This window comes from Sporichthyaceae bacterium, from assembly GCA_036269075.1.
Taxonomy (GTDB): Bacteria; Actinomycetota; Actinomycetes; order Sporichthyales; family Sporichthyaceae; genus DASQPJ01.
On record DATASX010000004.1, the window covers coordinates 111099 to 127851 of the forward strand.

18 protein-coding genes are annotated in these 16753 nt (G+C 68.5%); 9 read left to right on the forward strand and 9 right to left on the reverse strand.

Annotation, left to right across the window (positions count from 1 at the left end):
• Positions 1-9: 9 nt before the first annotated feature.
• The gene (locus VHU88_00960; GenBank protein HEX3610233.1) at positions 10-1038 is read right to left on the reverse strand and encodes a hypothetical protein; all 1029 of its coding nucleotides are present in this window, start codon (positions 1036-1038) and stop codon (positions 10-12) included.
• Positions 1039-1141: 103 nt separating this feature from the next.
• Here VHU88_00960 and VHU88_00965 point away from each other — a divergent pair, with 103 nt between their 5' ends.
• Positions 1142-1822 carry a histidine phosphatase family protein gene (locus tag VHU88_00965; GenBank protein HEX3610234.1) on the forward strand — a complete coding sequence of 227 codons (681 nt, stop codon included), beginning with the start codon at positions 1142-1144 and terminating at the stop codon, positions 1820-1822.
• Positions 1823-1829: 7 nt separating this feature from the next.
• Here the strand turns inward: VHU88_00965 and VHU88_00970 are convergent, their stop codons facing one another.
• From VHU88_00970 to VHU88_00980, 3 genes are read right to left on the reverse strand one after another with little or no spacing between them, the layout of a single operon-like run.
• Positions 1830-2738 carry a TIGR03619 family F420-dependent LLM class oxidoreductase gene (locus VHU88_00970; GenBank protein HEX3610235.1) on the reverse strand — a complete coding sequence of 303 codons (909 nt, stop codon included), beginning with the start codon at positions 2736-2738 and terminating at the stop codon, positions 1830-1832.
• The gene (locus VHU88_00975; protein HEX3610236.1) at positions 2735-3184 is read right to left on the reverse strand and encodes a nuclear transport factor 2 family protein; all 450 of its coding nucleotides are present in this window, start codon (positions 3182-3184) and stop codon (positions 2735-2737) included. Before VHU88_00975 ends, VHU88_00970 begins: the two co-directional genes overlap by 4 nt.
• 1 nt (position 3185) lies before the next feature.
• Positions 3186-3632, reverse strand: coding sequence for a limonene-1,2-epoxide hydrolase family protein (locus VHU88_00980; GenBank protein ID HEX3610237.1), 447 nt, complete (start codon positions 3630-3632; stop codon positions 3186-3188).
• Positions 3633-3731: 99 nt separating this feature from the next.
• Between VHU88_00980 and VHU88_00985 the strand changes: the two genes are divergently transcribed.
• Genes VHU88_00985 through VHU88_01000 form a run of 4 tightly spaced genes read left to right on the forward strand, consistent with a single transcriptional unit; the run spans position 3732 to position 8437 of the window.
• Positions 3732-4739, forward strand: a complete 1008-nt coding sequence (locus VHU88_00985; GenBank protein HEX3610238.1) for a hypothetical protein — start codon at positions 3732-3734, stop codon at positions 4737-4739.
• Positions 4732-5838, forward strand: coding sequence for an FAD-dependent monooxygenase (locus tag VHU88_00990; protein HEX3610239.1), 1107 nt, complete (start codon positions 4732-4734; stop codon positions 5836-5838). The genes VHU88_00985 and VHU88_00990 overlap by 8 nt, the downstream gene beginning before the upstream one ends.
• Entirely contained in the window at positions 5835-7436 is a 1602-nt protein-coding gene (locus VHU88_00995) for a PEP-utilizing enzyme (GenBank protein ID HEX3610240.1), read from the forward strand. The genes VHU88_00990 and VHU88_00995 overlap by 4 nt, the downstream gene beginning before the upstream one ends.
• Positions 7433-8437 carry a hypothetical protein gene (locus tag VHU88_01000; protein HEX3610241.1) on the forward strand — a complete coding sequence of 335 codons (1005 nt, stop codon included), beginning with the start codon at positions 7433-7435 and terminating at the stop codon, positions 8435-8437. The genes VHU88_00995 and VHU88_01000 overlap by 4 nt, the downstream gene beginning before the upstream one ends.
• Here VHU88_01000 and VHU88_01005 read toward each other — a convergent pair.
• Both VHU88_01005 and VHU88_01010 read right to left on the reverse strand, forming a co-directional pair.
• Positions 8410-8907, reverse strand: a complete 498-nt coding sequence (locus VHU88_01005; GenBank protein ID HEX3610242.1) for a nuclear transport factor 2 family protein — start codon at positions 8905-8907, stop codon at positions 8410-8412. The genes VHU88_01000 and VHU88_01005 overlap by 28 nt on opposite strands.
• On the reverse strand, positions 8900-10177 hold the full coding sequence (locus tag VHU88_01010) for a cytochrome P450 (GenBank protein HEX3610243.1): 1278 nt from the start codon (positions 10175-10177) through the stop codon (positions 8900-8902). The genes VHU88_01005 and VHU88_01010 overlap by 8 nt, the downstream gene beginning before the upstream one ends.
• Positions 10178-10260: 83 nt before the next feature.
• On the opposite strand from VHU88_01010, the gene VHU88_01015 reads away from it, so the two are divergent.
• Positions 10261-11070 carry an SDR family NAD(P)-dependent oxidoreductase gene (locus VHU88_01015; protein HEX3610244.1) on the forward strand — a complete coding sequence of 270 codons (810 nt, stop codon included), beginning with the start codon at positions 10261-10263 and terminating at the stop codon, positions 11068-11070.
• Positions 11071-11077: 7 nt separating this feature from the next.
• Here the strand turns inward: VHU88_01015 and VHU88_01020 are convergent, their stop codons facing one another.
• Complete coding sequence (locus VHU88_01020; GenBank protein HEX3610245.1) at positions 11078-11914, reverse strand: hypothetical protein; 837 nt, start codon at positions 11912-11914, stop codon at positions 11078-11080.
• Positions 11911-12921 carry a spirocyclase AveC family protein gene (locus VHU88_01025; protein ID HEX3610246.1) on the reverse strand — a complete coding sequence of 337 codons (1011 nt, stop codon included), beginning with the start codon at positions 12919-12921 and terminating at the stop codon, positions 11911-11913. The genes VHU88_01020 and VHU88_01025 overlap by 4 nt, the downstream gene beginning before the upstream one ends.
• A gap of 71 nt (positions 12922-12992) precedes the next feature.
• On the opposite strand from VHU88_01025, the gene VHU88_01030 reads away from it, so the two are divergent.
• Complete coding sequence (locus VHU88_01030; protein HEX3610247.1) at positions 12993-13811, forward strand: hypothetical protein; 819 nt, start codon at positions 12993-12995, stop codon at positions 13809-13811.
• On the opposite strand, the gene VHU88_01035 is transcribed toward VHU88_01030, so the two are convergent.
• Positions 13713-15017, reverse strand: a complete 1305-nt coding sequence (locus tag VHU88_01035; GenBank protein ID HEX3610248.1) for a cytochrome P450 — start codon at positions 15015-15017, stop codon at positions 13713-13715. The two genes, VHU88_01030 and VHU88_01035, sit on opposite strands and share 99 nt — an antisense overlap.
• A gap of 54 nt (positions 15018-15071) precedes the next feature.
• On the opposite strand from VHU88_01035, the gene VHU88_01040 reads away from it, so the two are divergent.
• Together VHU88_01040 and VHU88_01045 are read left to right on the forward strand one after the other, a co-directional pair.
• On the forward strand, positions 15072-16064 hold the full coding sequence (locus tag VHU88_01040) for a phosphotransferase (GenBank protein HEX3610249.1): 993 nt from the start codon (positions 15072-15074) through the stop codon (positions 16062-16064).
• Positions 16065-16352: 288 nt separating this feature from the next.
• On the forward strand, positions 16353-16753 hold a 401-nt coding region (locus VHU88_01045), incomplete at its 3' end, for a hypothetical protein (GenBank protein HEX3610250.1).

The window sequence follows — 16753 nt, forward strand, 5'->3', positions numbered from 1 at the left end:
GACGCAGGGTCAGGTATCCAATCCGTCCGCGCTGATGCGGTCGGCGAACGTCTCGAGCCAGGTGAATCCGTCGATCAGGTCGCGGGTCTCACCGACGCGCTGCACCCTGCCGTACTGAGCCCGGTAGTTGGCCCAGCGCGATTCCGAGAACTGTGTCATCCGCCCGGTCGGCAGCCCGACGAACTCGTACTGCGCGCCCGCGACGTCGTATGTCACCGACTCCGGCCAGGCGCCGCCATTCTCCGATGTGGCTGTGAGACCGAACTTCGCGGACAGGTTGGGGGTCATCGCGACTGCGGTGTCGGAGTTCACGACCACCGCGGGCGTGAAGCCGTCGCGGCCGACGACCAGGTGGCCCCACTCGAAACTGCCGTCGGTAAAGGCGTTGCAGAACACCGTCCAGGCGATCTGCAGGTTGTTGAAGTAGCCGTACTCCTTCCACTCCAGCCCGTGCGTCCAGTACGTGTTGTCGAACCACAACGCACCGGTCACCGCCCGACCCTGGAAGGTGCCGCTGACCCAGTGGCAGGTGCTCGTGTACAGCATCGGGTCCAGTCGGGAGACGACCTGGAACTGGACGCCGAGCCCGGCCCGAGCCCCGTGCAGATCGAGGATGTCGCCTTCGCTGTAAGCGATCTCGGCTCCGGTCCACCGCAGGTTCAACGGTTGCTCGCCGACCGGCACGATCCCGGCCGGCAGTCGCTGGAACACCGGCTCGGACCAGGTGCGCTCGGTGTCGCCGAGGCCCCGGCGCACCTCGCCACGGGCGCTGCGGCCGGAGTCCGGATGCACGTCGAGTTCGGCTTCCGGGTCGCCGCCCTGCGTCATCACGAAGCATCCGCTGGTCAACGAACCGACGAACTTCCGCTCGATGCAGTACGTCAGGCCGGTCTCGTCACGGAAGAATCCGTACAGCCAGGTCGCCTGCACCGGGAGGCCGTGCTGCAGGTCGTTCACCCGCATCGCGGCGGGGTCCGGAGTGAACGCCCCGACCACCACGCGATGATCGAAATCTCCGAGCAGCAGACGATTGCTCACGGCAGGCTCCGGGCTCGCGGGGTGGGGTGTCGGACCAGCGTACGAGGCATATTGTTTGTATATCAATAGTTGATGAGACGACAATTCGGAGCAGGAGGCGATCGTGATCCTGGTGTCCGGCGGGCTCAACGTGGCGGCTGCGACCGAACTGGTCCTGGTTCGCCACGGCGAGGCCGAGCGCGGACTGTCTGGTCTCGACCGGCGCGATCCATGGCTGTCGGCGCGGGGACAGGAGCAAGCGCGCCGGGTCGCGCAGGCGTTGTCGGTCGAGACGTTCGGCGCCGTCTACTCCTCCCACTTGCGCCGTGCGGTCCAGACGGCCGAACCCTGGTGTGCGGCGAACGGCAGCGAGCCGGTGTTGCGTGAGGGCCTTGCCGAGTTCGACCGCGCCGCGGGGGAGTACATGTACTTCGAGGACCTGCGCCGTACGAACGATGCGCGCTACTTCGCCTGCATGCGTGGCGATCTGACGCCGTGGGGGACGACCTACGCGAAGTTCCGGGACGAGATCGTCGCGACCGTCTCGGAGATCGTCGAGGCGCAGGCGGGCAAGCGGATCCTGATGTTCACCCATGGCGGAGTGCTCAACGTGCTGCTCGGGTGGGTCCTGGGCCTGGACCGGATGTGGCTCTTCTTCCCGGAGAACGCGGGAATCTGCCGCGTCGCCGTCAACGAGAAGGGCCGGATGCGCGTGGTCACGATGAACGAGCGAGCTCACCTGGACGGCTTGCTGGCCGAACATCAGCCGGTTCCGGAGGTGGCCCAGCCCGCCGACCGGAACTGACGGTACGTCAGGAGCCGGCTCCCGAGCGTCCCGCTTCGAGCACCGGCGTCAGGTCGGCGAGCAGGCCCAGCCACGCCTTGCCGGAGTCGATCTGGGAGCAGAAGTTGGTCTCCACGATTACGCCCTCGAACCCGGCGGCGGCGACCTCTGCGGTGCGCTGTGCCACCTCGTCGATGCTCAGCCGTTTCCCGGCGGTGGATTCGACCGCTACCCGGTAGATGACGTCCACCGGTGCCCGGTCCGGGGCACGTCGGGCGTTGATGCCGGCCAGCATCTCGATCACGGTGGCCACCGGCATCGAGCCGGGGTTCCACAGGTCGAACCACTCGGCGGTGCGGGCCAGGCCCACGGCGGACCACATCCCCGACATCAGTCGGAACGGCGACACCGGCTTGGGTTGCATCACGCACAGGTCGAGGTCGAAGAACGGCCCGTGGTGCTCGACCGGATCCGGGCCCAGGCAGGCCAGCAACGTGGGCACGAAGTCGTCCATCCGCCGGCCGCGGGTCGCCGGGTCGACGCCCATCGCTCGATGTTCCTCCACCGACCAACCCACGGCCAGGCCGAGGGAATCCAGACGGCCGCCGGCGATCCGGTCGACGGTGGCCAACCGCTGGGCCAACTGCGCCGGGTAGTGGTTGCCGCCGACCAGCACCGAGGTCCCCAGCCGGATCGTCGAGGTCCAGGCGGCCACCGCGGCGAGCACCTCGGTCGGCGCCCACACGGACTTGTAGCGCTCGGGTTGGGCCGCAGCGCTGCCCGCGTAGTCCCCGGCCTGGTTCAACGCGTAGAGGAAGTGGTCCTGCACCCACAGATGGTCGAAACCCATGCCCTCGGCGGCCTGCGCGAACTCCCGCAGCAGTCCGGCGTCCACCGCCGGGCCGAGTTGGGGCAGGCACAGGCCGACCGTCGTCATCCTGGATCCTTCGGCAGTTCCACCCGTTTGATGCGGCTCAGTCGCGACCGACTGATCCGCCACCTGCCGTCGGTGCAGCGTCGGTAGCGCTCGGTGTAGTGGCCCCAGCCGGTGTGGTTCACGTACCCGCTGTCGGCAGGGGACTCGACGAGATCGAACATCGGCCAGAGCCCGGTCGCGTTGTCGGCGTCGAGCACGTCGATCTCCGGTTCGTGGCCGTGGTGGACGGAGAGGCCGGCGACGAAGTGCCGGGCCACCGCGGCCAGGAACGCCGCCCGGGAGCGGGCACCTGAGGTGGACTCACCGAACTCGGCGAGGAAGTCCTCGGTGAACAGGTCGGCGAACTCGTCCCACTCCCGCAGATCCACGCAGCGGAAGTACCGGGCCTTCAGCCGACGGATCTCCTCGACGGCCTCCAGTCGTGCAATGCGCTCCTCCAGGTCCATCTCAATGCTGATGGCGGGGGAAACGCTCGCGGATGGGGGAGTCGGCGTTGTAGTCGGCGTAGCGGGCGATCTTTCCGTCGCGGACCGTGAAACAGCCCATGACCGGGATGGCGATCGCTTCGGTGCCGTCGGTCAGGAGCACCCGATCGACGCGCTCGGTGAGCACGACACTGTGCTCATCGGAAGTGGCGCGCGAGGCGAGATTGCGCAACTCGGCCGTGCACCACTCCATCTCCAGCGTGGTGTGCAGCTTGGTCAGGAACTGCATCGCCGCCGCCTTGCCCACGCAGGGCGGAGATCCGGTGTTCTCCCAGCGGAAATCCTCGGTCAGCCATTCGTCGTAGCCGTCGAGCATGTGGGGCCAGGCGCCGGGACCCCCACTGGCGAGGAAGCCGACGATGGCCTTCTCGGCGTCGGTGCGGGGCTCGGCTTCGGGATGGATGTGCACGGCACACCTCCGCGGCAGGGGGTTGCACCCGGAATAGTCGCAGTACAAACTATTGCAGTGTCGACTATTGATGGGCAACATATCCGGAGGCGCGAAGTGGTGAACTCCTACGATTACGGCGACTTCGCCCATCGCACCGTGGTCGGCGGTTTCGTCAACGACCTCTCGCTCATGCGCCCGGACCGGACCCACTTCGGGCTCGAGCAGCAGATCGAGTACATCTACGGATTCCTCACCGAGGCCGACGGTTCGATCGTCTGCCTGGAACAGAAATTCGTCGGCTCGGTCTCCACCGGCACGTTCGTGATGCGTACCGACGGCCATGGGAGGATGGACGTTCAGCCGGCCACGACCCGCAGCTACCGCGGCGAGGTCCGGCGCACGATCGAGGACAAGTACCGCCGCTGGGGCGACCCGGTGATGCTGCGGCTGCCGGAATCGGCCCGACGCGAGGGCGATCTGCCGTACCTGCTGGAGCTGGACGGCGACTCGATCGTCTGGGACCAGGGCGAGCTCTGCCGCCTCGAAGGCGAGATCCGGACCCTCGGCGTGCAGTTCTACTCCGCCTCCGCCGTCGAGCCGTTGTTCTTCACCTCGATCCCGTACTGGGTCGAGGGGAACGTGCTCGGCCGTCCGGTCTCCGGCCTGCTCTACGTCGACCGCGTCCACCTGCGCCCCGGTCGGGAGTGGAAGGAGACGGCGATGTTCACCGACATCCAGCTCTCCTGGAACATTTTCGGGAACAGCTACGCCGACGGGTCGATCGAGTACGGGAAGATTGTCGTCGGCAAGGGCGGCTTCAACGCCGCGATGGTCGTCGACGACCATCAACTCACCGCGGCGAGCAACGCGGTGCCCGCCTGGTACCGGCTCAACGACAGCGGATTCATCCGCGAGGCCGAGTACACCGTGGGCGAGCACGTCTATCGCTTCACCGGTCAGGACTCGGGCAACATGGCCGAGTTCTCCGCCTCACGTTGGAACGGCTATCACGCGCAGTTCGGCATCACCCGGCGGGCCGGCGACGAGCGAGAGCTGGTCGCCGGTGTGACATGGCTGGAATCGTTCGACCACCGCATCCGAGAGGCTGGTCTCGCCGTTGACTGAGGCCTTCGTGCTGGGTGGCAGCATCGCCGGACTGCTTGCGGCTGCCGCCCTGAGCCCGGCCGTCGACGAGGTGGTGCTGGTCGAGCGCGGCGACCTCACCGCGGGTGCGGGCCGACGCGGGGTGCCGCAGGGCACGCAGGTGCATGCCTTGCTGGCCGCCGGTCAACGGGCGGTGGAGGCGCTGCTGCCGGGGATCGTCGAGGAGTTCGACGCCACCGGTCGCAACTCGAAGGCCGTCGACTGGCTCGGCGCGGCCGGCTACGCGCCGCCGGCGACCAAGGAACTCCGCTCCTGGGTCAGCTACGCGACCGCCACGGTCGAACTGCCCTCGGACGTCCTCCCGCCCGGCGTGGCCGGGGTGATCAGCCATCCGCACGCCGGCGCGCTGCGCGGGGCCGCGGTCGTGCTGTGCGACAACGGCCTGTTCCAGATCTCGGCGCTGGGCATGATGCGCGCCGACCCGGCGAAGGACCTCGACGGCCTACTGGCCCACCTGGACGCGGCGCCGAGTCCGTTGGTGGCCGAGATCGCCCGCAAGGCGTCCGTCGTCGAGCCGCCGGTGCGCTACAAGGTCCGCGGGTCGCTGCGCCGGATGTGGGAAGACCTGCCCCGGCATCCCGAGGGCCTGTTGATGCTGGGCGACTCGGTGATGTCGTTCAACCCGCTCTACGGGCAGGGGATGTCCGTGGCCGCCTGCGAAGCAATCAGGTTGCGCGACATCCTGACCGAGCACGGTGCCGAAGACCCGGGCGTCGCGGGGCACGCGCAGCGCCGTTTCACCGAGGTCGTCGACACTGTGTTCGGCATCGTCGTCAGCCTGGACTCGCACTATCCCGGGGCGGAGTTCGAGGGTGTGGCTCCGCCCTCGGCGGAGTCGGCCGCCTTCGGCCGGGCATTGTCGCAACTGGCCACCGAGGACGCCGAAGTCGCGCCGGCGCTGAAGTACGCCGGGCACTTTTTCGACACGAGTGCCTTGCGCTCGCCCGGCATCGCCGTGAAGGTTCAGGCTTGGATCGCCGCCGGTCGTTCCCCGGCACCACAGGATCCCAGCAGCGTGCCGCCGCCGCTGGCGGTCCCGCAGGCAGGAGAGGCGCGATGACCACGGTCAGCGATCCGACGTTGGGCACCAGCGAACCCGGCCGGTACTGGACGACCACAAATTTGGGCGAGGCCGCCCCGGACGTGCTTTCCCCGATGTGCATGGAGGTCTGGGGGGAGTCGGCCGAGCGTGGCTGGCAGTACTCGATGACGGCGTTCGGCGTGCTCCCCGCCGGGATACAGCCCTCGCCGAACACCAACGACTGGGGCTGCGCGGTCTTCTACGGCCGGCCCGCGCTGAACGTCGACGCGATCCGCGCGACCCTGGCCTCGTTGCCCGGGGTCAGCGGCGACGACTTCGAACGCGACCTGTGCGGCAGCGTCCGTCCGGATGCTCCGCCGGTGAAGGGCGCCCCCAAGCGCATCCCGGTCATCGCGCTCAAGGCGCCGCGGACCCTGCTGCGGCAGGGAAAGGTCATCCACGCCAAGTACGAGCAGACCGCGGCCTGGTGGCGCGCGGAGGTCCTGGCCGGGACGCCCGCCGGGCGTCCGGTCGACCGACTGGCCGCGGCCCGCGCTCGGTTCATCGACGTGTTCTCCCACCACTGCGCCTGGCGGTTCGTCTTCGCCGGCGCTCAGTCGGCGCTGAAGGACGCCGCCGGCAAGGCCGGCGACCCGACGCTGGCCACCCGGTTGATGTCGGGCGTGGGTGGGGTGTTCGAGACCCGGATGGCCGACGACCTCTGGCGGTTGGCACACGGCGAGATCACCGAGGACTCCTTCCTGGGCGAGTGGGGCTACCACGGGCCGAACGAGGGAAACCCGACCGCCGTCGTCTGGCGCGAGGATCCCGGTCCGGTGCGCGCGTTGGCGAAGGCGTACTCCGCACGCGACATCGAACGGCCGCGGGCTAAGGAAGCCCGCGCGAAGCAGGCCGGCGCCGAGGCCGAGGCGGCTCTCCTGGCCGCCACGCCCACGGCGCGGCGCCCGACCATGCGCTGGTTGATGAAGCGGGTGCGCAACATCGTGCGCACCCTGCAGGTCGGCAAGGCCGCTTACCTGATGTGCATCGACGGGGTCCGCCGCGCGACCCGGGACTTCGGCGTCGAGCAGGTGGCTGCGGGCGTACTGGCCGAGGTCGACGACGCGTTCTACCTGAGCATCGCGGAGTGCCAGGCATTGGCGGCCGGGAACCTGCCGGACGTCACCGAGATCGTGCTGGCCCGCCGGGGCTACCGGGAGGCGCACCGCAAGGTCGTGCTGCCGGTGTTCTTTCGCGGCATGCCGCAGCCGCTCGGGCCGGACGTCAGCGAGTCCGTCGGCCCGGTCGAACTGACCGGCGCGGCCTCCGGCGGCGGCACGGTGGAGGGTCGGGCACGGGTGCTGCTGGACGTCAACGACGACATCGAACTGGACGCCGGCGACATCCTGGTCTGCCGTTTCACGGACCCGAGTTGGGCGCCGCTGATGTCGCTGGCCGAGGCCTTGGTCATCGACGTCGGCGGCTCGGCCAGCCACGGAGCGGTGGTCGCCCGCGAGCTCGGGATCCCTTACGTGATCGGCACCGAGCGAGGCACCAGCGTCCTGCACGACGGCGACCGCATCTTGGTGGACGGTCGTAACAACGTGGTCCGCGTCCTGCACGGAGCGACGACATGACCGCCCTGAGCCCGCCGCCGACCTCGACCGCGCAGGGACCAGGGCCGGGGAGCAACAGCCTGGTCCGCCCGGTGGCCGGCGCGTTCGCCGTGCTGGCCGGGCTCGACCTGTTGATCACTCATTTCCACCATCGGCCGGGCAACGTCCCGCCGGTCGTCCTGGGCAAGAACACCGGGGTGCCGGTCGTCCCGACCAACACCGATTTTCCGTACAGCCACAGCCACACGATCGTCGCGATCATCCTGCTGGGCGGCCTCGGTGCGGTCGGCTTCGCCTTCGCCGTCCGCGAGGCGATCCGCAAGCGCGACTACCTGCCCCTGTTCATCAGCTTGGGCACGGTGGCGGTGGTCTTCCCGGAGGTGTTCGTCGACATCGTCGGGATGGTCTACTACCCGACCCATTCCGGCGACTTCGCGTTCCAGATCTTCGGCCGGCGGATGGGCTGGTTCATCGTCGGCGGATGGTTCGGCGCGGGTGCCTTCGCAGGCCTGATGATCAAGGCGCTGCGCGCTCGGCCTACTGCGAAGCAGGCCTGGCTGTTGCTGCTGGCCACCGGGGTGAGTTACTCGATCTTCGAGGAATTCCTGGTCACCTCCGGCGGGATGTACCAGTACTACGGCAACCAGCCAATGTGGTGGCACAGCCTTCCGCTGTGGTGGACGCCCTGCAACGTCATCGGTTGTGCGCTGCTGCCCGCCGCGTTCGGCTACCGCTACCAGCACGTCCTTTCGGGCTGGCGCGCCTCGGTGATGCTGCTGGTCGTGCCGGCGTGCGTCGCCGGCGCTTACGCGCTCATCGCGATGCCGTCATGGATCGTCGTCAACGCCGATTACCCGTGGCTGCCGACACAACTGGCCGGCCTGGCCACCTGGGCGCTCGGAATCGGCCTGATCGCCGTGGTCCTGAACCTGTTCCTGGGCTACCGCCCGTTCGACCCGGACAGTCGCCCCTGGCCGCCGGGCACGGCGCCGCGCTACGTGCCGGAGGAGAGCACCGGGTAGGAGGGGTCGTTACGGTCCCGCGTCGCAGGTTCCCCGCCCGGAATCGGTACGAAGGCGCCCTGCTGCTCGACCTGCCATTCCGATACCAGCGTGCGATGGGCGATCCGCCAGCCGGCCTCGGGACGGTGCTCGAAGCGGTCGAGGTAGCGGGCGCCGAAGACCCGTAGTGCCGATCCGTCGGCCGTGACGTGGTGGGCGACCACGTAGCTCTCGACCCCGGCCCGGTCGCCGTCCACTTCGATCGTGATGTTGCTCAGGGTGTGCATCGTCGAGGAGAAGCGCGTCCGCAGTACCTCCAGCACCCAACCGACGTAGTCCGCGACGCTGCCGCGGAAGTGATCCCCGTGCTCGTCGGTGCCGTCGACGTGGTAGGCCGAGCGGATCAAGTCGGCGTCCATGCGGTCGATGCCCCGGCAGTAGGCATGCAATGCCGCGGTTATCTCACGTTCGGCCTCGGCCCGATCACTCATTCGGTTCGAACACCACCTTCAGCCGGGTGAGGTTGTGCTGCACGAAGTTGGGTGCCCAGCAGTCCGCCGCCTCGTCCCGGGACAAGGCCAGACTGCGGATCCGCGCGAGCAGGGTCCGCACGGCGATCCGGGCCTCGGCCCGGGCCAGCGGGGCGCCCAGGCAGAAGTGCGGTCCCTGGGCGAACGACAGGTGCCGTCGGCCGTCGCTGCCTCGGTCGAGCAGCGGGTCGTCGGCTTCCGGGAACTGGTCGCGGTCACGGTTTCCGGAGCCGTAGACCAGCCAGACGAATTCCCCCGCGGCGATCGGAGCATCGCCGATCGAGGTGTCGCGCAGGGCGAACCGGAAGAGCCCCTGCACCGGCGGTTCGAGCCGCAGGGTTTCCTCGACGAAGGCGGGGATCAGGCTTGGATCGGCCCGGAGTTTGTCCTGGAGCGCGGCTTGCCGGGTGAGCAACCAGACGCATGAGGCGATCAGCGAGTTCGTGGTCTCGTTCCCGCCGACCAGGAACAGGGTGAGCATCTGCAGGCGTTCCTCGGCGCACAGGTCGGCCTGCGCGACGTCGGTGACCAGGTCGTCGCGCGGGGCCACGACGCGATCGGCCAACTCCGCGGTGAAGAAGTCGTAGCACTCGTCGATCGACCGGATCAGTTCGATGATCTGCTCACGCGGGAGGGTGGGCCGGCCGTTGGCGCGGACGAATGCGTCCGACCAGCGCTTCAGCGTAGCCACGTCTGCGCCCTCGATGCCCAGCGCTCGGGCGATGACCGCCATGGGCAGCGGAAGGGCAAGTTCCGCGACGATGTCGGCGTGCCCTCGGTCGGCGAACGCCGCGACCAGCGACTCGGCCAGCGTCGTGATCGGCTCCTCGAGTGCCTGCACGCGTCGGGGGCTGAACACCTTGTTCATCATCCGGCGCTGCTGGCCGTGGCGGGGTGGGTCGCAGTTGACCAGGGCGGCGCCTTGGGCCGCGATGCCCAGCCGGCGGTGCGCCGCCGCGCGCACGTCGTCGGAATATGACGGGTCCTGCGCCACGGTGCGAGCGATCGTCGTCGCGGCTCCTGGGCCGGACTGCCGGGCGGAGGAGAAGTCCTCCGGGCGCAGCAGGACGTCGAGGATGTCGGCGTGCCGGGTCACCGCCCAGGCCGACAGGCCGTCGACCCAGTGCACCGGGTGTTCGGCGCGCAGGTGAGCGTAGACGTCGTACGGCGAGCGGACGAGATCAGGGGTGGCCGAGGCGAACAGGCCCTCATGCGGACACTGTTCTGCCATGGGAGGACGCTAACAAGCCGGGCGCCTAAAGGTCCAGTGATCGACCATTGAGAACGCGACTTTCCTGGCGTAGCCTCGGCGCCGTGGAGGATCCGTTCCGCCTGGACGGCAGGCGAGCTCTGGTCACCGGCGGTAGCACCGGGATCGGCGCCGCGATCGCCGTCCTGTTGCGGGATCGTGGCGCCGAGGTGGTGGTCTGCGGACGGAACACCGATCGGGGCGCGGAATTCGCGGCGAGCACCGGTATTCGGTTCGTACGTGCCGACGTCACCGACGAGGTCGACGTGGCCGCGCTCGCCGCGGCGTGCGAGGGCACCTCGGTGCTGGTGAACAATGCCGGGCCGACCGACCTGCTGCACACCCGCACGGTCGACGGCCCGGTAGGCGCGGTGAGCCCGGCGAACTGGCGCCGCGTGCTCGACGCGACACTGACCGGCGCCTACCTGACGACCCATCACCTGCTGCCGGAACTGACCCGTGCGCCGCAGTCCGCGGTCGTGAACATCTCCTCGATCGCCGCCGTGCAGGCGATGCCCGGCTTCGACGCCTACGCCGCCGGCAAGGGTGGACTGGAATCGTTGACCCGCTCGCTCGCCGCCGGCTACGCCCACCTGGGTCTGCGCGCCAACGCGGTCCGGGTGGGCTCGATCGCGGTCGACCACGGAGCAGGCGAACGGCGTCGTGGCGTGGAGGCGGACCCGCGTCCGGACGCGTGGCGGCGCCCCGAACCACCTCGCGCCGGATGGCCGCAGGACGTCGCCAACGCTGTGCTGTTCCTCGCCTCGCCCGCGAGCGCCTACGTCACCGGGGTCGTGCTGCCGGTCGACGGCGGGCTGGAGATGCGTTCGCTGATGCCGTGGCAGACTCCGCGTCCGGGGCGCCCCGCGGACTGACTGGGCGTCAGACCGAGACGGTCTGGACCGTCCGCTGCGGTGCCGGCACTGCGGTCGCGGTCCGCAGCGGGCCGAGCAGCACCTGGCCGATCAGGTACGCCGAGCCTGCCGCGATCAGTACCCCGGCCACCGCGGCGACATCGCGCCACACGTCGCCGACGCTCATGTTGATCGTGGCGTAGGTCGGCCAGCCCGCCCACAACTGCCAGGCCGAGAACGCGGACGGGACGATCGGCAGCGCGGTCAGCGCACCGCGCACGCCCCAGCGGCGAACGGCCAACGCGAGCAGGGCGCCACCGAGCAACTCGCCGTAGTTCACCGGCACCCACCACAGCGGGAAATGGCTGCCGATCCGCCAGGGCTGAGAGCCGTAGTAGTCGTAGGCGCTGTTGATGACGAAGCCCTCGAGAACGACGTTCATCACGGCCTGGGCGAGCAGGACGTAGCCGAAGATCCGCCAGTTCCGGGTCTGGAACGCCAGGTAGAACACGTAGCACGCCACACCGGCGAATCCGGTGTACACGAACATCGCCCAGTACGGGTACTGAATGGGTTGGGCGAGGTCGCCGAACTCCGTCCAGGCGAAGTGATTGCCGCGGTAGAAGCGCATCTTGCCCAGGACGTCCCAGACCGGTTCGGTGAGGTTGCAGGCCAGGCTGGCGACGAGGCAGAGAGCAAGGATCGGGTTACGGCGCAGGCCCAACTCGGCCAGCGCCCACAGCACGAAGAGGCCGGCGCCGATCGCGCCGATCGCGAAGAACGCGTCGGCCCGGTCGGTGGAGATCGTCGGGATGTTGGTGATGTCCCGGTCGAACGGGAGTACGGCCGGCAGCGCAGCGATCATGGCCACATTCCTCGGAAGTAGGGACCGGGTACCCCGGCGCGGGCGTAGTCGCCCTTGGGGTCGTAGACCTTCGTGTTCGCGTAGACCCAGGGGGCGAGGGTGTCGCCACTGTTGGTCAGCCGGTAGGACGCCCAAACGGCGTTGTACGGGACGTACCCCAGTGCGGTGATCAGGACCGCGACGGCGATCTCGCCGGCGACCGGGCGGTGGCGCAGGATGCGGATACGCGAAGCGATCCGGGTTCCCACCCGTGACCCGTCCGGTGCGCGCTGCAGCAGCACCGCCGTCAGGCCGGTGAGCACCGACAGGGTCAGCGGATCCGTCCACGGGTACTGCCACGGAGTCTGTCCGCGGATCGCGGCCCAGCCAGGGATCTGGGTGTAGGTCCAGTACTCGATCCGGCACATGAACAGATTGACCAGCACCCAGTTGATCGGGATCGCGACGGCGAACGTGACACCGAAGACCGTCCGCAGCGGCCGAGGCAGGGTCGTGGTGCGCCGCGCGAAAAGGGAAGTGATCGCCAGCGCCGGGAAGATGAACAGGTACGGGTAAGCGACGGTGTTGATGATCGGCTCGACCGTCGGGGAGACATCGAAGAAAGACCAACTCGTCGGGAAATGCAGAAGTTCGGGGTTCATCGCCGCCGAACTGGTCCAGTTCGCGAATGCGTCGGTCAGCCCGCCCATGACGAACAAGCCGGCCAGCACAGGCAGCGCTGGATGGAGCCGGCCGTGCCGGCGCGACCAGAGCACGAAGTGCGTCAGAAACAGGCTCGAGGCGATCAGCGTCGCGATCTGGACGGTCGTGATCCAGTGGTGGTAGCCCCACAGCTGCGGATAGGACTCCACCGACCGGTCGGCGAGAATGCGGCCGCCCGGGCCGTGCTCGGCGGTGAGCAGTACGACAGTCACGAGCGCGCAGGCAGCGCCGAGGGTGGCAATCGCGAGCGGCCGGGCCGGGCCACGCGCGGCCTCCGGGCGGACCTCGTTGGCGAGGGTGACCACGGAATCAGGCTTTCGGAAAATCGTCGAATTTGTCAAGTGCTAAACAATTGTGAGCGCGACCATCGAGGTGCATGATTTCGACCATGAAGGACGGATACGACCCGCGGGTCGTCCTGGAGAACACCGACCACCGGTTCGCGCTGATTCTGATGTGTGCCGGGATCGCCGGGATCGGCGGCTACATGCAGTACCTCGGCGCGATGCGCCGTGGTCAGCGTGACCAGATCTTCTGCATCCCGCTGGCGACCAACCTGTGGAACATGGCCCACGACACCAGCTTCGTCGGCTCCTACCGAACCTGGTTCGACGGCCCGTACGACTTCTGGTTGCTGAAGATGTTCTGGGTCGGCCTGATCGTGTTCTCGGCCTTCGAACTGGTCGTGATCAGTCAGATCATCCGGTACTCGCGGGAGGATCTTTTCGGCGCCGGATGCAGCGTGCCGCGGGCGATCGCGATCTACGCGTTCCTGCAGACGTTCGTCTACGGAATCTTCTGGTGGTTCCGGACGATCACCGACGACCCGTTGGAGTACTACGGCCTGACCACGACGGTGATCATGGCCTCGGCGTTCAACATCCAGATGATGCGGGCCCGGGGCAGCCGCCGCGGCATGAGCGAGTTCATCCTCTGGGGCTACCTGATCCTGTCCGCGGGGTTCTGGCCCTGGATGATGCTGAGCGACAACCACTTCTGCCACCCGATCTACTGGCTGCTCGCGATCGGCAACCTCGGGGTCGACATCGCCTCGATCCGGTACTACCGGAGCCTGCCGGAATACGTTCCCTCTTCGTCAGGACGCGGGCGTCAGGTGCAACGGCAGGCTGCTGATGCCGCGCAGGATGAAGCTGCGGTGGTAGGGCAGGCCGGCGGGGTCCCCGGCCGGACGTAGGTCGGCGAAGCGGGCCAGCAGGTACTCGACCGCGATGCGCAGTTCCAGCTTCGCGACGTTGGCGCCCAGGCAGAAGTGCTCGAACTGGGCGAAGGCCAGGTGCAGAGCCCGGTCGGCCTCGAGGTCGACGTGCTCGGGCTCGGAGAACGTCGAGGGGTCGCGGTTGCCGGAGCCGTAGACCAACCAGATCAACGAGTTCGCCGGGATGGACGTGCCACCGACGGTGGCGTCGGCGGTGCTGAGCCGGAACATGCCTTGCACCGGGGCCTCGATCCGCAGCATCTCCTCCACCAGCGGCCCGACCAGTGCGGCGTTGGAGCGCACCCGCTGGGCCAGCTCCGGGTCGGATGCCAACCGGGCCAGCAATGTGGTGGCCATGTTGGTCGTGGTCTCGTTGCCGGCCACCAGGAACTGCACGAGCATCTGGAGGATCTCCTCGACGCGCAGCGGTTCGGCGTCGCGGGTCCGGGCGGAGACCAGGTCTGTCAGCAGGTCGTCGCGAGGTTCGCTGCGCCGCGACTCGATCTGGTCGGTGAAGTAGTCGTAGAAGTTGTCGACCGCCTCGAAGATCTCGGCGATCTGTTCGGCGGTCTGATCGACGGCACCGACGCCGGCGGTGAATGCGTTGGACCAGCGTTTGAACGTGTCCATGTGTGACGGCGGTACGCCGAGCATCGTGGCGATCACCGTCATCGGCAGCGGGATCGAGAACATCGGCACGACGTCGACCGGGCCGTGCGCGGCGGCCTCGACCAGGCGGTCCAGCAGTTCCTCGGTAAGTGCCCGGACATCAGGTTCGAGGAGCTTGATCCGGCGGGCACCGAAGGCGTTTCGGACCAGGTCGCGTTGCCGCTTGTGCAACGGGGGATCGGTGAACAGCAGTACCGGCGACTCGGCGATCCGCAGCCGTCGTTCCGCCTGCGCGCGCAGGCGCGGTGCGGTGGCCGGGTCGTCGATGAGCTTCCTCGCCAGGCCGGTCACCGAACTCGGGCCGCTGGCCATCGCGGAGGAGAACGTCGCGGTGTCCCGCAGGATCTCCATGATGTCGTGGTACCGGGTGACCACCCAGCCGCCGAGTCTGGTGTTGTGCGTGACCGGGGCCTGTTCGCGCAGCACGTCGTAGAGCGGGAACGGGCACCGCACCAGTTCGCCGTCCAGCTCGAACAGGCGGGTCAGGTCGTCCGGGGTGTACGGACACGTCGCCATGTCCCGAACACTAGATGCGATAGGCCTCAATAGTCCAGTACTAGACTATTGGCCATGACGCTCCCCAACACCGTGGACGAGATCGATGCCGCCTGGGTCGGCGCGGCACTCGGTTCCGAGCTGAAGTCCCTGGAACAGACCGGAATCGTCTGGGGAACCGCGACGAAAGTCCTGGTCGCGGCCACCCACCTCGACGGCCGGGTCGAGCGGTTGTGCGTGAAGGGTGGCTTCCGGGCCGAGCTGCGGGCGATCATGGCGCCCGGTTACCGCGCCGAGGCGCTGTTCTACCGCGACGTCGCGCCGTTGCTCGGCGCCGGCATCCCGCGCTGCCGGCACGCGGTGGTCGGCGACGACCAGGGCATCGTGATCCTCGAGGACCTGACAGCCACCGGTGGCCGGGTCAACGACCCGCGCGTGCCGCTGACGGTGGATCAGGTTGCCGACGGGCTGCGCGCGATGGCCGGGTGGCACGCCCGCTCCGACCTCTACCCGGACTGGCTTTCTCGGGCGCCGTACTACCGCCCAATCGTCGACAGCCTGTTCGCGCCGGCCCACTGGGACGCCTACATCGGCCAGACCACCGCCGGGCCGGTGCTCGAGGTGTTCTCCGACCGGGAGCGGCTCGCACGGGTCTACGCGCTGCTGTGGGCCGCACAGGACGCCGCGCCTGCGACCTTCGTGCACGGGGACGCGAACCCGACCAACGTCTACTTCGATGCCGCCGGCTCGACGCGCTTCCTCGACTGGCAGTTCGTCTGCCGCACCGACCCGTACCAGGACGTGGCCTGCTTCCTGGTCGGCTCGCTGAGCACCGCCGACCGGCGCACGAACGAGCAGGAGTTGCTGCGTGACTACCTCGAGCTCCGCGGCCCGGGCGCCGAGCTCTTCGACGCAGCCTGGACCGCCTACCGGCGCAACGCCGTCTACGGCGCGGTGTACTGCCTGACACCGGAGGAGATGCAACCCGCCGCAGTTCGCGCGCCACTGGCCGACCGGTACGCGCAGGCGGCGCTGGACCTCGAATCGCTGGCGCTGTTGGAGAGCTGACGGACCGTCAGTGGTTGCTGTGCCGTGGTCTGGTTCGGTTCAGACGGCCTATTAGGAGGGGGGTTCGGACCGTAACCAATGTGCAGGTCCGTTGCACTTCGGTCACCGGTTCCCGAGTCCGGTACCCCTGATCGCAGTAACCAACTACGGCGCCTGGGCACGGGTTCCGTAACGGCGAGCAACCAAGACCGCGGCACCGCTCGACACCCGCCCCGACCATCGAAAACTAAGTTGGGGAAAACGCTAATTTCCCTTGCAGAGATGGGAAAACTGGGCGAGAATAGTCTCATGTCGAACACCAGTTCGAACCGACTCATGTCGGTCGAGGAGGCCCTGGACTGGTTCGCGGCCACCGCCGGGCAGATCACCTGGACCGGCGCGGTCACCGACGGCACCGACGTGCTGGCCCGCATCGGGCTGATCGAGCGGCAGGTCGCGATGGTCCAGGGCGAGCAGGGGCTGGCCATGGCCGACTGGGTTAGCGACTCCCTGGACCGGCACGAGGCGGAGCGCCCCGCCTGGGTCGACCCGCAGACGTGGGAGCAGTCCCAGGAGTTGGACTTCGCCGAGCGTTCGGCCTACGCCGAGGTCGCCCTGGAGTTGGGCCTGGCTGATCGGACCAGTGATCACCGGGTCCATCTCGCGGTCGAACTTGTCCAGCGCCTGCCCGCCACGGTGGCCGCGGTGTG

What these genes read in the sequence shown, in the direction of transcription:
- VHU88_00970 (HEX3610235.1), bottom strand. Translation starts at nt 2,738, where the DNA reads ATGACGACGGTCGGCCTGTGCCTGCCCCAACTCGGCCCGGCGGTGGAC.
- VHU88_00975 (HEX3610236.1), bottom strand. Translation starts at nt 3,184, where the DNA reads ATGGACCTGGAGGAGCGCATTGCACGACTGGAGGCCGTCGAGGAGATC.
- VHU88_00995 (HEX3610240.1), top strand. Translation starts at nt 5,835, where the DNA reads ATGACCACGGTCAGCGATCCGACGTTGGGCACCAGCGAACCCGGCCGG.
- VHU88_01000 (HEX3610241.1), top strand. Translation starts at nt 7,433, where the DNA reads ATGACCGCCCTGAGCCCGCCGCCGACCTCGACCGCGCAGGGACCAGGG.
- VHU88_01005 (HEX3610242.1), bottom strand. Translation starts at nt 8,907, where the DNA reads ATGAGTGATCGGGCCGAGGCCGAACGTGAGATAACCGCGGCATTGCAT.
- VHU88_01010 (HEX3610243.1), bottom strand. Translation starts at nt 10,177, where the DNA reads ATGGCAGAACAGTGTCCGCATGAGGGCCTGTTCGCCTCGGCCACCCCT.
- VHU88_01020 (HEX3610245.1), bottom strand. Translation starts at nt 11,914, where the DNA reads ATGATCGCTGCGCTGCCGGCCGTACTCCCGTTCGACCGGGACATCACC.
- VHU88_01030 (HEX3610247.1), top strand. Translation starts at nt 12,993, where the DNA reads ATGATTTCGACCATGAAGGACGGATACGACCCGCGGGTCGTCCTGGAG.
- VHU88_01035 (HEX3610248.1), bottom strand. Translation starts at nt 15,017, where the DNA reads ATGGCGACGTGTCCGTACACCCCGGACGACCTGACCCGCCTGTTCGAG.
- VHU88_01040 (HEX3610249.1), top strand. Translation starts at nt 15,072, where the DNA reads ATGACGCTCCCCAACACCGTGGACGAGATCGATGCCGCCTGGGTCGGC.